A 13,836-nucleotide genomic window follows, 5' to 3' on the forward strand; every position below is an offset into this window, starting at 1 on the left:
AGGAAAGGACATCAACCGAGACTCCGCAAGTAGTGGCGAGCGAACGCGGACCAGGCCAGTGGCGATTGAGAGACAAGCGGAACCTTCTGGAAAGTAGGGCCATAGTGGGTGACAGCCCCGTACGCGTAATGCGATCAATCGTCCTTGAGTAAGGCGGGACACGTGAAATCCTGTCTGAACATGGGGAGACCACTCTCCAAGCCTAAGTACTCGTGCATGACCGATAGCGAACTAGTACCGTGAGGGAAAGGTGAAAAGCACCCCGACAAGGGGAGTGAAAGAGTACCTGAAACCGGTTGCCTACAAACAGATGGAGCCTGAAATGGTGACATCGTACCTTTTGTATAATGGGTCAGCGACTTAGTGTGTCGAGCAAGCTTAAGCCGGTAGGTGTAGGCGCAGCGAAAGCGAGTCTGAACAGGGCGTTCAGTTCGACGCATTAGACCCGAAACCGAGTGATCTAGCCATGAGCAGGATGAAGGTAAGGTAACACTTACTGGAGGTCCGAACCCATAACTGTTGCAATAGTTCGGGATGACTTGTGGCTAGGGGTGAAAGGCCAATCAAACTCGGAAATAGCTGGTTCTCCGCGAAATCTATTTAGGTAGAGCGTCGACCGAATACCCCAGGGGGTAGAGCACTGGATGGGCTAGGGGATCTCACCGATTTACCAAACCTAACCAAACTCCGAATACCTGGGAGTACTAGTCGGCAGACACACGGCGGGTGCTAACGTCCGTCGTGAAAAGGGAAACAACCCTGACCTACAGCTAAGGTCCCCAAGTTATGGCTAAGTGGGAAAGGATGTGAGGATCCCAAAACAACCAGGATGTTGGCTTAGAAGCAGCCATCATTTAAAGAAAGCGTAACAGCTCACTGGTCTAAATAAGGGTCTTTGCGCCGAAAATGTACCGGGGCTAAAGCCATACACCGAAGCTTAGGGTTTGCAGCTTGCTGCAAGCGGTAGCGGAGCGTTCTGTAAGCTGACGAAGCCGTACCTGTGAGGGGCGGTGGAGGTATCAGAAGTGCGAATGCTGACATGAGTAACGTAAGGGGTGTGAGAGACACCCCCGCCGAAAGTCCAAGGGTTCCTGCTTAAAGCTAATCTGAGCAGGGTTAGCCGGCCCCTAAGTCGAGGCAGAAATGCGTAGACGATGGGAACCACGTTAATATTCGTGGGCCTGGAGGAAGTGACGGATCACGTATGTTGTGGGGTCTTATTGGATTGATCCCTGCAGCGGAGTGGTTCCAGGAAATAGCTCCTCCTTATAGACCGTACCCGAAACCGACACTGGTGGACTGGTAGAGTATACCAAGGCGCTTGAGAGAACTATGCTGAAGGAACTCGGCAAATTGCACGCGTAACTTCGGAAGAAGCGTGACCCTTTCCTGCGCAAGCAGGGTGAGGGTGGCACAGACCAGGGGGTAGCGACTGTTTATCAAAAACACAGGGCTCTGCGAAGTCGCAAGACGACGTATAGGGTCTGACGCCTGCCCGGTGCTGGAAGGTTAAGAGGAGAGGTGCAAGCTTTGAATCGAAGCCCCAGTAAACGGCGGCCGTAACTATAACGGTCCTAAGGTAGCGAAATTCCTTGTCGGGTAAGTTCCGACCTGCACGAATGGCGTAACGACTTCCCCGCTGTCTCCAGCATAGACTCAGTGAAATTGAATTCCCCGTGAAGATGCGGGGTTCCTGCGGTTAGACGGAAAGACCCCGTGCACCTTTACTATAGCTTTACATTGGCATTCGTAGTGGCATGTGTAGGATAGGTGGTAGGCTTTGAAGCCAGGGCGCCAGCCTTGGTGGAGCCACCCTTGAAATACCACCCTTATCTCTATGGATGTCTAACCGCGGCCCGTTATCCGGGTCCGGGACAATGTATGGTGGGTAGTTTGACTGGGGCGGTCGCCTCCTAAAGAGTAACGGAGGCGCGCGATGGTGGGCTCAGACCGGTCGGAAATCGGTCGTCGAGTGCAATGGCATAAGCCCGCCTGACTGCGAGACTGACAAGTCGAGCAGAGACGAAAGTCGGTCATAGTGATCCGGTGGTCCCGTGTGGAAGGGCCATCGCTCAACGGATAAAAGGTACGCCGGGGATAACAGGCTGATGACCCCCAAGAGTCCATATCGACGGGGTTGTTTGGCACCTCGATGTCGACTCATCGCATCCTGGGGCTGGAGCAGGTCCCAAGGGTATGGCTGTTCGCCATTTAAAGCGGTACGTGAGTTGGGTTCAGAACGTCGTGAGACAGTTCGGTCCCTATCTGCCGTGGGTGTAGGAATATTGAAAGGATCTGTCCCTAGTACGAGAGGACCGGGATGGACGGATCTCTGGTGGACCTGTTGTGGCGCCAGCCGCATAGCAGGGTAGCTATATCCGGACGGGATAACCGCTGAAGGCATCTAAGCGGGAAACCCACCTTAAAACGAGTATTCCCTGAGAACCGTGGAAGACGACCACGTTGATAGGCCGGGTGTGGAAGTGCGGCAACGCATGAAGCTTACCGGTACTAATAGTTCGATAGGCTTGATCGTTCTCATTCCTTATGTTCATCGCAGTGCGATCCCAAAGGGATCGTCACGAAAAACGACAAAAGCACAAAAACAGCTTCTCGATTAACATGCGCTTTGCCGACCTGGTGGTTATGGCGGAGCGGCTGCACCCGATCCCATTCCGAACTCGGCCGTGAAACGCTCCAGCGCTGATGGTACTTCGTCTCAAGACGCGGGAGAGTAAGTCGCTGCCAGGTCTGCCAAGCGCATGTTAAATCTTCTCGATACAAAAGGCCCGCCAACGGGTAGACGGGCCGCGTAAGCGGCCCTTTCCTTTGGCAAAAGCCAGACAAAAAGACATTTTGCCCGTGGCAAAAGTCGGAAAGCGTTGAAAAAGGACATTTTGCCTGTCGCAAAATGTCCGGTGGCGCGGGGTGGAGCAGCCCGGTAGCTCGTCAGGCTCATAACCTGAAGGTCACAGGTTCAAATCCTGTCCCCGCAACCATTGATAACGACACTCCCGTGAGCTCTGCTCCGGGAGTGTTTTTGTTTGCAGTCCCAACAGCCTGCCGCTTGGTCCAGTTCAGGATCGTGCCCAGGTCCCCATACAGCGTAGCTTCGATCTCGCCGCGCTTGGCGCCAGGTGTCAGAACGATCTTCTCGATCAACGATCGCAGCGCCGTCGCGGCCTGCGGCCGATCGTCCGGATGATTGAGCGCCTCGGTCAGATGCGCGACCTTCCGCGCATAGAGTGACGATATGCTCGGCAGCAGGTCCGGCTTGTCTTGAGGAGCTGCGGCAAGCACGTTCGTGAGTTCGGCCTTGCGCGCCTCGAGGGCGTCCATCTCGGCCTTCATGCTCTCGTGAAACATGCCGGCCTTGATCGCCTCGATGATGCTGCGGATCTGCTTGTCGACCTTCACCAGTTCTGCGTTCCAGCCATCGGCATTGGCGCGGCGCTCGCGGTTGAGACGGTTGGTCTCCTCGGCGTAGGCCCTCATCGCAACCGCGGCTGCCTCCGGCGCCATCATCCTGTTCTTCAGGCCGGCTAGCACCCGCTGTTCCAGCTCGCTCCGCGCTATGGTGCGCTTGTTCGGGCATGAGCCATTGCTGGTGTGGCTAGAGCAGGCGAAGCGGTCGACGCTCCGCAAGGAATAGGGGCCCTCGCAGCACCCGCAAAAGACAAGCCCCGACAGCAGTGACTTCGGCCGGCGGGCACTGCTCAGCCGGTTGCGCATGTGGTGCGCGCGGACCGCCGCGGTCAGGTTGACGGACCTGTCGGCGATCTCGCTCTGGCGCGCCTTGACCGCTTGCCACAGTTCGTCGCCCACGATGCGCAACTCGGCCACGTCGGTGACGATCCATTCGCTCTCCGGATTGAGCCGGGAGACGCGCTTGCCGGTTGCGGGATCCTTCACATAGCGCTGGCGGTTCCACATCAGTCGACCGACATAGAGTTCGTTGTTGATGATGCCTGTGCCGCGCCTGACATGGCCGCGGATCGTGGTGTCGTTCCACAGCTTGCCGGCAGGTCCTGATATGCCCTGGTCATTGAGGTTCTTGGCGATCGCGCGCGGACTTATGCCTGTGGCAAAGTCCCGGAAGATGCGGCGGACGACCTCGGCCTGATCAGTGTCGATCTCGCGGTCGCCCTTGAGCTGGTCGCCGCGCTCGTCGACATGCCTGACGACACGATAGCCGTAACACAGCCCGCCGCCGGACTTGCCGAGTTCGACGCGGCCGCGCAATCCGCGCCGGGTCCTCATGGCGAGATCCCCGAGAAACAAGGCGTTCATCGTGCCCTTGAGGCCGACATGCAGTTCGGAGATCGCGCCCTCTGCGAGAGTGACGATCGGCACGCCGGCGAACTTCAAATGTTTGTAGAGTGTTGCGATGTCGGCCTGGTCGCGAGAAATGCGGTCAAGGGCCTCGGCCAGCACCAACTGGAACAACCCGCATTGGGCGTCGCGGACCAGTTTCTGGATGCCGGGCCGCAGGATCTGGCTTGCTCCGGAGATGCCGGCATCGTGGTAGGTGCCGGCGATCTCCCAGCCTTCGCGCGCCGCATGTTCGCGGCAAAGCCGGAACTGGTCCTCGATCGAGGCTGCCCGCTGCTGGTCGGATGAGTAGCGGGCATAAAGTGCTACGCGCATGGTCATGAACAATGCTCTCGGTCTAGCTGGTGTCGGAGTTGCCGTCGCCGGCTCTTTCGCCCGGTGGTTCTGCCTTGGCCGCGTGAGAGTTGGGGGCGGCATTGGCGTCCGTTGTGTTTGCAAAGCGCTCTCTTGCCATGCCGCGGCCGATCAGCCAGGCGAGAGCCAGGATCGCCGGATGGCTTCTGGGCCTTTCGGGGTGCTCGCTCGGGGAGGGCGCGTCGGCGGCCGTCACGTTGTCTTCTGCCACAGGCTTCCTCGCTTCGTGGTGTCGAAGCGGGGATGAAGCTGCCAGATATGCTGGCCGGGAAGGGGGAAAATGCAGCCGTAGCAACGTGGCGCGCAATAACCTGCATTCGGCGCCCTCTCCTAAGCAGACGCAGGATGCCGACTGCCGCGACGCTGGAAGCGCCGATCAAGGCCTTGGCGCCAACCCGCCTTGACCTTGACCGGCTCCGCCGTGAAGCCACATGCAATGAAGCCACCCGGCGAATTGTCCGGCAGGGCAGGGGAGAGGCAAGTCTCACCGTTTACCGTCCGGGAAAAACGCATGCGGTGTTAGCTGGTGCCCGATCCGCATCAGGTCCTCGCGCGCCGAGCGGATTTGCGGCCAGGGAAAGGCCGAACGATCTTCCCAGTCCGCGCCGTTGCGCAACACCGCATCGAGCTTGCCCACGACGCCTGCAAGCGAGTTGGCGGGCGTCCCGGAAAGCGCCTCCAGCAGCTCCGCGACCCTTGCAAAGCCTGCCTGCTCAGCCCTTAGGCCCTCGAAATAGCCGATCTCCGTCGCAACCACCTCGAAATGTGCTTGTCGCGCGTCGAGTTCAGCTTCGGCCTTGGCGCGGATCTCCGCCATGTCCGTTCGCTCGCCGATAATCCGGTCCAGCGCTGCCTTCGAGCAAACGATGGTCTCCTCGCCGTCAGGGCTGCTCACAACCGTCCACAGCCCATCCACTCGCTCGGCAAGTGCTGCCTCGAGTTCCTGCAGCCGGTCACAGCGCCACATTGCTTGCTCATATGCAGCATTCCAATCGCGCCACACCGCCACCGCTGGGTCGGGTGCTAGAGCCGGCACAGCGTCTGTCGCCGCTGTCGCCCGGGCCTGCGCATTCCCGCCAAAAGTCCACCCACCGCTGACGACAAATAACCCGCCAAGCGCCAGCCGCCGCGTGACGCGCCGAAAACTCATGCTATGGTCGGAATCAGTCATGATCCGAGCTCCCAACAGCTTAGGTTGTGGTTAGGCCAGATACGGTGCTGGAACACTGTGTCTGGCCGTTAATGCAAACAAAGGTACATCATGTGGTGTTATATGGGCAACAAAAATCATCATAATATGGTGATTTTATGAACCCAACGCAGTGCCGCATGGCTAGAGCAGCGCTGGAGTGGGGCGTGTTGGATTTGGCGCGAGAAGCGGCAGTGTCCACCCAGACAATCGTTCGCTTTGAACGAGGAGAGGTGCTCAAGGAAGCGACTGTCGATCGTCTACGAAGTGCTTTCGAGGCCGCCGGCATCGAGTTCATTCCGGAAAATGGTGGCGGCCCAGGCGTAAGACTGGCTCGAAACTCAGAACTGAAGCGCACTTAAAGCCCCGGATGGGAGGGTTCCTATTTTAGGGCGCTGCTCCGCGCCAACACAGCGCCCATTTTCTCAACCCAGCTGTCAGTCATAACGGTGGGCAGCGTATGTCTGGCTCTGCCCTCCGAAGGCGAAGGCCCCGCGTTCGAATCGCGGCGGATACGCCGCTTACCGCCGGAAGCGCGGCGTCCAGCGTTCGATCAGGTCGTCCTCTTCCGCGTCGTCGTCCGGTTCATCATCCTGGCCGATTTTCGACGAGACGAGGACTGTGAGAACCTTTCCGTACTGTCCCAGCCCGACGGATTCTTCGGAGATTTCTGCTCTTGTCATGCCGCCGAGCCAATCCCTGACGTCCACGGCATCTGCCACACGTTCGCCGCCGAGCACGCGGGCGGGCTGGGCTGCGAAGCGGGCGGTCGCCGTATCCGACGGCAGGGGCGTGCCTTTGCGCAGCCAGTCGAGTTTGGGCAGGGATTTCATCGCCTCCGAGAGGAAGCAGTAATCGATAACGCCCTTGGTGCTCATGATGACGGCGACGGCAGCGTCAGCCAGTTCGGCATACCGGATGGCCGTTGCCGTGCGCGAGGTCATACAGAGATCGGCCACCGTTTCGATGGCATCGAGGCCGGGATCGTGGCGGTCCATCTCCTTCCTGAAGGGGGCTTCCGGCATCAGCAGTCCGGCGGCGAAATGATCTGCCTCTAGTTCAAAAGGGTCGTTGGTTACGAACCCGGCGCGCGAAACATGAACGCCGTCCTTGATCACCTGGTCGACATGGCCCGGCAGGAAGTAGTGCCCGAGCTCATGGCTGATGCTGAAGCGCTGGAAGCCGGCACTCGAAATGTGGGCCGCGTAGACGATACCGAAATTGTTGCCGTGGCGCAGGAGCATGCCCGATACGCCTTCGGTCTTATCCGGTTTGCCTTCGACCACGATGTCGCGGCTTTCAGCGATGGCGAAAGGGTCGACCGGCAGGGTTGTGATTCCTTCCTTCTTGAGGAAGTCCTCGGCTGCCTGCTTCGCCATCTTCAGGCTGAAAACCTTGTTCACGGGTCCTTGTCTTTCTTCCCGGTGTTGCGCTTGGCCAGCATCTCCAGAAAGTCCTTGGCGATCTCGCGGTCATTGCCGGTCAACTTGCCAATATCCCTGAACAGTGGATCGCCAGCCTGGGCCAGGTCCGGACTGTCGACGCGGCCGAGAAGGTAATCGGTGGTAATCTCAAGCGCGATGGCGAGTCGGCGGAGCGATTCGAAGGACGGTTTGCGGGTTCCCGTCTCGAAATGGGCGATGGAGCTGGCCGGCATCCCAGCCCGGGAGGCGAGGTCTTCCTGGTTGTAACCCCTTAAATCCCTGGCCTTTTTCAGCCGTTCTTTGAAAATCTCGGATGGGGTCGCGTCTTCGGCCATGTCTACTCCGACAGGAAAATCTTGACGAACTGTAATGTCCGCCCTATATAGATAGACATGTATCTCATGTCCAATCCGACAAGCGCAAGGAAAACCTAGCCATATGAGCCGCTTGCACGTCGATCATGCGGATATCGCCCGCTTCGCCGAAGACAAGGTGAACCTCCCGCGCGACAAGGCGGAGGAATACCGCGCGCAGGCGCGGCGGCTGCGCGAGAAGCTGGACGGTTACCTGTCCGAGCACCCCGATTTCACGCTGAAGAAGATGCTGCTGTCAGGCAGCCTGGCGAAGGGTACGGCCCTACGGTCGCTCAACGATATCGACGTGGCGTGCTATATCAGTGGCGCATCCGCGCCGGGCGACGTTGCCGCCCTTCTCGAATATCTTGCCGAGCGGCTGCGCAAGGCCTTCCCGAATTTCAGCCCCGATCAGGTCCAGCCGCAGACCTACAGCGTCACGGTCTCGTTCCGGGGCTCGGGCCTTGATGTCGACGTGGTGCCGATTCTCTACGACGGCGACCTGCAATGGTACGGCAATCTCGTCAGCCAGGAGGACGGCTCCTTTCTCAGGACCAGCATCCCGCTTCACCTGGAATTTGCGAAGAAGCGCAAGGCGGCGCAGAAGACGCATTTCGCTCAGGTTGTCAGGTTGGCGAAGTACTGGACGCGTGTCATGAAGCGCGAGCGCGAGGGGTTCCGCTTCAAGTCCTTTATGGTTGAGATGGTGCTGGGGCACCTGCAGGACAGTGGTGCGGATTTTTCGGACTACCCTGAGGCCCTGCAGCACTTTTTCACTTACATCGCGCGCAGCAATTTCCGCGAACGCATTGTTTTCGCCGACTACTACCGCGCCTCGACTGTCGGAACTTTCACGGAGCCGGTGCAGATCATCGACCCGGTGAACGCGCAGAACAATGTCAGCCGCCTCTATACGGCGCAGGAAGCCGACGCGATCGTCGACGCCGCCCTTGATGCCGGAGACGCCATCGACGGGGCGCTGGCCGCGCCGACGAAGCAGGAGACGGTTTACTACTGGCAGAAAATTTTCGGTTCCTCTTTTCAGGTGTGAAGGCGCCCATGTCGCAGAGCTATACAATTTCAGAATCAACCAGTTTCACAATCACGCATGCGCGCCACATGGCGGCGAAGGTCGCCACCGACCTCAAGCGGCTACAGCGGCTGTATGGGCTGCCCGGCGATGCCGCGATTGCCCAATACGAGTCGGAAGTGGTCTCACTCTTGAAAGCCGGTTATCTGGGCGTCGTGACGTATGGCTTCTGGCGCAATGACGACTGGATCGAGCCCACCTTGCGCTACACGGCGCAGGAACTCGCCGGGGCTGCGGCCAATGACGACGATCCCGGGCGCATCAGGCCCGGTGCTGATATCGCTGGCGCTGAATTCTATTCCTACCTGACCTACAGCGCGGCATGGGACAAGTTGTCCGCCGCCGAGCGCGACGCCTTCAAGAAAAGCCTGCCGTATTATCGCGGCGGTGCGCCGGAGCCGGGCGTCAGCGGATATTTCAGCGATGACCGCACCTATTCATCCGGCGGACGGGCTATGAACCGCGCAAGTGTGAGGAGCTGGTCATGAACACGAAGCAGGGACCCGATGAGTTTTTCGAGCGGCGGATCAGCTATCCTGATTTCGGCGCGCGCGACCGGCTTGCCCGGCTTGTGGGGCTTGACGACCAGAAGGCAAGGTTGACGAAGATTCTGGCGCTGCTCGTCAACCCTGCAGGGCTTGAGGCGTGGGCGCGCAAGCATCACCCGAAAATGAACGGGCTTCTGACGACCGTGCTCCGCCGTCCGCCGCTGGTGGTCCTCGCCGGCGATGTCGGGTCCGGTAAGACGGAACTGGCCGAGACCATCGGCGACGCCGTCGCGCGGCAGGAGGATATCGAGCTGACGCTGCTGCCGCTCAGCCTGTCCACGCGCGGGCAGGGCCGCGTCGGGGAAATGACGCAGCTCCTGTCGTCGGCGTTCGACTATGCCGTTGACGAGGCCGGCAAGCTGAAGAGCAAGGCGGGCAAGGCACGAGGAGGAATCATCCTTCTCGTTGACGAGGCGGATGCCCTCGCGCAGTCGCGCGAGAACGCGCAGATGCACCATGAAGACCGCGCGGGTGTGAACGCCTTTATCCGGGGCATTGACCGGGTCGCCAACGCCGCGATTCCGGCTGCGGTCATCATGTGCACCAACCGGCTCGGCGCCCTCGATCCCGCCGTCAAGCGGCGCGCGGCGGACATCCTGTCGTTCGGGCGCCCCGACGAAGCGCAGCGGCGGCTGCTTCTGTCGGGGGCTCTTGGCGAGATGGGCTTCTCGTCCGCGGATGTGGAAAAAATGGTGGCGGCGACCGGCGCGCGGAAAGGCCACGACTACGGATTCACATTCTCCGACCTGACGCAGCGCCTGCTGCCGGGCATTGTCCTCGACGCCTATCCCGCCGCCGCCGTCCGTCCCGACAGGGCGCTCGCAGTGGCGGCCGCGATGATCGCCACGCCGCCGTTCCAGGAGGGCCGCACGTCATGAACTGGTCGCTTCCACAGCTTCTCGACGGGTTGCACCAGGATCTCCAGCAGCGACTTGAAATCTCCCGCAAGGCTTTCGGCCATCCGGTTACGAAGGGTGATGCGAGCGAGGAAGCGTGGCTGAAGTTGCTTCAGACCTACCTCCCCGAACGCTATCAGGCGGAAACGGCCCATGTGGTGGACAGTGAGGGCGCCTTCAGCGACCAGATCGACATCGTGGTTTTTGACCGCCAGTATTCGCCGTTCATTTTCAATTACCAAGGCCAGAAGATTATTCCCGCCGAGAGCGTCTATGCGGCGTTTGAGGCCAAGCAGTCTGTCGATGCCGAGCAGGTCGCGTATGCGCAGAAGAAGGTGGCCAGTGTCCGCCGCCTCCACCGCACGAGCCTGCCGATACCCCATGCCGGCGGGACTTTCCCTTCGAAAGCACTGATTCCGATTCTTGGCGGCATCCTGACGTTTGAAAGCGAATGGAATCCGGGGCTGGGCCAGCCGCTGCTTAGCGCGCTGGCGCAGGGAACGGGCGATGAGCGGCTCAACCTCGGCTGTGTCGCGGCTCATGGCCATTTTCAGTATGATGGCACCACGGATGAATATGCGATTACCATGGGAGGAAGGCCGGCGACGGCGTTTCTCTTCAACGTGATATCGACGCTTCAGTTCAGCGGCACTGTCCCGATGATTGACGTCCAGGCTTATGCCCGGTGGCTGACGACGTAGTGTCCGGCTGCCCCCGGCCGTTGCCGGGCCGGGCTCCCGATGGCTGCGCCACGGAGCCGTTTATCTCCGCCCTTTCGGGTAACGATCCTTGGCGGAAGAAGGGGCCAGGGCGAGCGCCGCCCTGCCGTAGCGCCTTCGCCGGGCCGAGTCGGGCACGTCCGCCGCAAGGCAGTGCACCCCGCCGCGGCCGGCAACCCGGCCCGCCGCGAACGCGCTATTCTGCACCGGCGGCCTGCCGCCGCTGAGCGTCTCGCTGGAAGTCACCGGGCGCAGTTTTTCGATAGACGGCGGAGGAGAAGCGCTTACGGGAATTTCACATCGGTCTGGAGCGCAAGACCGGCGATTCATGGCCGATCTTCAGTTGGGGAATGGTGGCGACATTGCCTGCGTCATTAGGCTAATCCATACAGAGACCGTCGAACTTCCGCAGGAATGCCCTCTGCAGCGCCTTGTCAGTCGACAAAGTCTTTCCGTACCAATCGACGAACTCCTCGAAGGCGCGCTGCATCCCGTCGCGATAGACGATTTTCGCTTTGACATCGAGGATGGGCCCGGCGCGCGTCCCCGCCTTTATTCGCCAGCCCTTTTTCGTGCGGGCTTCGTGAAGTAGGCCGCAGCGGACACCCTCGTAAAAGTCCAAAGCCAGGGATTTGTCGAAGACCTTACTGAACGGAGTTGTCGTGGTCAGAAAACGAACGAACATGTCCTTGCTGTCCGAATATTCGTCCGTTCCGAGTGCGGGATCGCCCTTTCTCCTAAATCGGTAGCTCTTGCCTTCAATGGTTGCGCCGAAAAATTCGATCAGTGAGCATTGAATCGCGGCGATAGAGAAGCCTTCACCCGCCAACTCTCTGGACTCTTGGAGAGCGCCAATGGGGCCGAAATATCGGCTTTGCAGACGCGCCTTGAAGAAGTCTTTGTAAGCGGCCTTCCAACTCTCCGGGTCACCGCTACCGTCAAGCTTGGCTCGACAGGTATCCCAATCTCCGACTGTCTTCTTACCCGCAATTCGAACATCCTTGGGAGATTTCATATGATTTAGGCCTTTATGCCAGCAGGTTGCGCGCTTCGATGTGTGCCGGCCGGTTGATCTCAGGGTCTGCCCTGGTCGGGGTTGCGCTCAGAATATCGAGGTAAGGCGTCGGAAGGTGGTACTGTCGCGCTCCCGCTAGCACGAGAGCGAGATACCAGTCGTACGGCTGGAGTCCGCGATCAATGAAATGCGGATTCGCTATGTAGGTGGTCACCTGCATTCGCCTTTGATCCGGTTCGGTGTAAACGACGAGATCGTCAATCCGATCGTAGCCGTGCCCTCGACCTTCGAACCGATCAAGACTCGCAAGGTCTTCTGAATTCAGATTGAAAACAACGCCGAAGACGCGGGATGAAGCGTCATTCAAGGCAAGTAGTGTAGCCTTTCCCGACCCATCCCTGCCTTTCTTCCCAAAAGAAATCCCGTAGCTGTCTGCCCGCGCAACGGCGCAGACCCGCGCCGATGGGCAACGCGCTTGCAGCCGCGCGGCTAACATGTTCGAGCCGTAGGCGAAGTAGAGAATCGATGTCATGCGCGAAACTATAGCATGACGTCTCAAAGGCCTTCGGTAAGGCGTCAGCGGTGCCCTGCTCCAGAGAAATTATATTGGAGAAACAAACACATCCGAGTGCCCTATTCATCTCGTCCCGCGCGCCAAACCTCCAAACTACGAATCTGGGGGGCAGGAGTTTGAATCTCTTCGGATGTCCCATTCCTGAGCCATGCGGTCGTGCAAACCATTTTGGAATCGCTGTTCTCAGGAACCGTTCACAAATTGTAGTGTTTCAAATCTGAACGGAAGGACGTTGATGGGCGACCCAGATGACGACGTAGCGCGTTTGATACAATCCGTTCTCGCGGAGCTTGGATGGGCCGCGGACGCGGCGAAGGTAGCGAGGAGGGTTCAGCGCCTCGACATTGGACTTCCGGTTGAAGACGAATTTTCGGTTGTTTGCGGATGGTTGGGAAATTGTCGATTGCTGCACAAGCTCGATCAGCAGCAAATCCCCCTCCAGTCGCGTGCAACCTATCAGGTTCCCGATCTACTCGCCTTTTTTTCAACTCAAAATTCTCAACGTCCGGTTCTCATTGAGGTCAAGTCCTCAACAAAACGGACCCTTTCATTTACCGAGGCCTACATTCAGCGACTTGAAGCTTATGCAGATTTGCTGGGATTTCCGCTTCTGATCGCTTGGAAATTTCACAGTGTCTGGATGCTTTTTGAAGCCCGCCACATGAAGAAGGCGGTCAAGAATTTCAACATTCGATTTGGCAAAGCGATGGCCGAGAATCTGCTCGGCGCTTTGGCAGGCGACGTTGCTTACAAGGTTGGAGCCGGCGTTGGCGTGCATTTTTCAATGCGTAAGCAGGAGCTGATATCCAGCCACGCAGAAGATTCCGTCCAGACAGATGAGTGGCTAATGGTTGTCGATGAAGTGAGTTTTACCGACGGTGACGGTGAGAAGCGAACGGACCTTGACGGGGAAGTGCAAGCGCTGGTGGCAACCTGGGATTTAGAGGAAAAGCAAGAGCATAACACAACGCACGTAAAGTGGAGCTTTGTGGCAGGGTCAGAAGGTATGCAGTTTGCTCATGTTGCGCTGGTCCGATTGCTCCACTGGGAGCTACCCTCCGATGACAAACCAAACTGGCGCAAACTCCTCGGGGTCGAAAGCGCAAGTCGCAGCATCGATGACTTTTCTTCTGCACTAAAGGCGGCGCTTAAGGAAAAGATTGTAAGTCATATCTTTCACATTCTTCCCCAGACCCCGCCTGATTTCATCACCGACACGATCGTGCGGTAAATGTGGACGCGAGATCGAAAAAGCCCGCCGTATGAGGTCAGAGCATTTCGCGATGGACGATGCGGTGACAATTCGCATAGAGGCACTGCAAATCGGCAAGCCTCGTCTACG

13 protein-coding genes, 1 tRNA gene and 2 rRNA genes (1 of these 16 cut by a window edge) are annotated in these 13,836 nt (G+C 58.9%); 9 read left to right on the forward strand and 7 right to left on the reverse strand.

The genetic code is table 11. The annotated features are described in order from the left end of the window. The 3 genes from N7E70_RS08550 to N7E70_RS08560 all read left to right on the forward strand — a co-directional run. Positions 1-2,536 (forward strand): 23S ribosomal RNA (locus N7E70_RS08550); it begins 276 nt to the left of the window's first position. 100 nt (positions 2,537-2,636) lie between these two features. Beyond that, positions 2,637-2,751, forward strand: a 5S ribosomal RNA gene (rrf, locus tag N7E70_RS08555). Between the two features lie 171 nt (positions 2,752-2,922). Next, positions 2,923-2,999: transfer RNA gene (locus N7E70_RS08560), tRNA-Met, on the forward strand. On the opposite strand, the gene N7E70_RS08565 is transcribed toward N7E70_RS08560, so the two are convergent. The 3 genes from N7E70_RS08565 to N7E70_RS08575 all read right to left on the reverse strand — a co-directional run bounded on the left by N7E70_RS08565 (position 2,956) and on the right by N7E70_RS08575 (position 5,857). Beyond that, positions 2,956-4,749, reverse strand: a complete 1,794-nt coding sequence (locus N7E70_RS08565; protein ID WP_331461936.1) for a recombinase family protein — start codon at positions 4,747-4,749, stop codon at positions 2,956-2,958. The genes N7E70_RS08560 and N7E70_RS08565 overlap by 44 nt on opposite strands. Then, on the reverse strand, positions 4,670-4,897 hold the full coding sequence (locus N7E70_RS08570; RefSeq protein WP_154387210.1) for a hypothetical protein: 228 nt from the start codon (positions 4,895-4,897) through the stop codon (positions 4,670-4,672). The genes N7E70_RS08565 and N7E70_RS08570 overlap by 80 nt, the downstream gene beginning before the upstream one ends. Positions 4,898-5,170: 273 nt before the next feature. Continuing rightward, positions 5,171-5,857 (reverse strand): hypothetical protein, encoded by a 687-nt coding sequence (locus tag N7E70_RS08575; protein WP_263006055.1) that lies wholly within the window; start codon positions 5,855-5,857, stop codon positions 5,171-5,173. Positions 5,858-5,994: 137 nt separating this feature from the next. On the opposite strand from N7E70_RS08575, the gene N7E70_RS08580 reads away from it, so the two are divergent. Beyond that, entirely contained in the window at positions 5,995-6,237 is a 243-nt protein-coding gene (locus N7E70_RS08580) for a transcriptional regulator (protein ID WP_263006056.1), read from the forward strand. A 159-nt stretch (positions 6,238-6,396) separates the two neighbouring features. On the opposite strand, the gene N7E70_RS08585 is transcribed toward N7E70_RS08580, so the two are convergent. Further along, positions 6,397-7,278, reverse strand: a complete 882-nt coding sequence (locus tag N7E70_RS08585) for an ImmA/IrrE family metallo-endopeptidase (RefSeq protein WP_263006057.1) — start codon at positions 7,276-7,278, stop codon at positions 6,397-6,399. Further along, positions 7,275-7,634 (reverse strand): helix-turn-helix domain-containing protein, encoded by a 360-nt coding sequence (locus N7E70_RS08590; RefSeq protein ID WP_263006058.1) that lies wholly within the window; start codon positions 7,632-7,634, stop codon positions 7,275-7,277. Before N7E70_RS08590 ends, N7E70_RS08585 begins: the two co-directional genes overlap by 4 nt. Before the next feature lie 103 nt (positions 7,635-7,737). Here N7E70_RS08590 and N7E70_RS08595 point away from each other — a divergent pair, with 103 nt between their 5' ends. The 4 genes from N7E70_RS08595 to N7E70_RS08610 are packed head-to-tail and all read left to right on the forward strand — an operon-like array spanning position 7,738 to position 10,887. Continuing rightward, positions 7,738-8,703, forward strand: a complete 966-nt coding sequence (locus N7E70_RS08595; protein WP_263006059.1) for a CBASS oligonucleotide cyclase — start codon at positions 7,738-7,740, stop codon at positions 8,701-8,703. A gap of 8 nt (positions 8,704-8,711) precedes the next feature. Then, entirely contained in the window at positions 8,712-9,230 is a 519-nt protein-coding gene (locus tag N7E70_RS08600) for an HORMA-1 domain-containing protein (RefSeq protein ID WP_263006060.1), read from the forward strand. Beyond that, the gene (locus N7E70_RS08605) at positions 9,227-10,168 is read left to right on the forward strand and encodes an ATP-binding protein (protein ID WP_263006061.1); all 942 of its coding nucleotides are present in this window, start codon (positions 9,227-9,229) and stop codon (positions 10,166-10,168) included. The genes N7E70_RS08600 and N7E70_RS08605 overlap by 4 nt, the downstream gene beginning before the upstream one ends. Beyond that, entirely contained in the window at positions 10,165-10,887 is a 723-nt protein-coding gene (locus tag N7E70_RS08610; protein WP_263006062.1) for a DUF6602 domain-containing protein, read from the forward strand. The genes N7E70_RS08605 and N7E70_RS08610 overlap by 4 nt, the downstream gene beginning before the upstream one ends. Positions 10,888-11,284: 397 nt before the next feature. Here the strand turns inward: N7E70_RS08610 and N7E70_RS08615 are convergent, their stop codons facing one another. Together N7E70_RS08615 and N7E70_RS08620 are read right to left on the reverse strand one after the other, a co-directional pair. Further along, positions 11,285-11,920, reverse strand: a complete 636-nt coding sequence (locus tag N7E70_RS08615; protein ID WP_263006063.1) for a hypothetical protein — start codon at positions 11,918-11,920, stop codon at positions 11,285-11,287. A gap of 13 nt (positions 11,921-11,933) precedes the next feature. Further along, positions 11,934-12,452, reverse strand: coding sequence for a gamma-glutamylcyclotransferase family protein (locus tag N7E70_RS08620; protein WP_263006064.1), 519 nt, complete (start codon positions 12,450-12,452; stop codon positions 11,934-11,936). Between the two features lie 277 nt (positions 12,453-12,729). Between N7E70_RS08620 and N7E70_RS08625 the strand changes: the two genes are divergently transcribed. After that, positions 12,730-13,725: a restriction endonuclease gene (locus tag N7E70_RS08625; RefSeq protein WP_263006065.1), complete on the forward strand. Its 996-nt coding sequence runs from the start codon at positions 12,730-12,732 to the stop codon at positions 13,723-13,725. The last annotated feature ends 111 nt before the right edge of the window (positions 13,726-13,836 follow it).

Origin of the sequence: Aminobacter sp. NyZ550 (genome assembly GCF_025628925.2) — a bacterium.
Taxonomy (GTDB): Bacteria; Pseudomonadota; Alphaproteobacteria; order Rhizobiales; family Rhizobiaceae; genus Aminobacter; species Aminobacter ciceronei.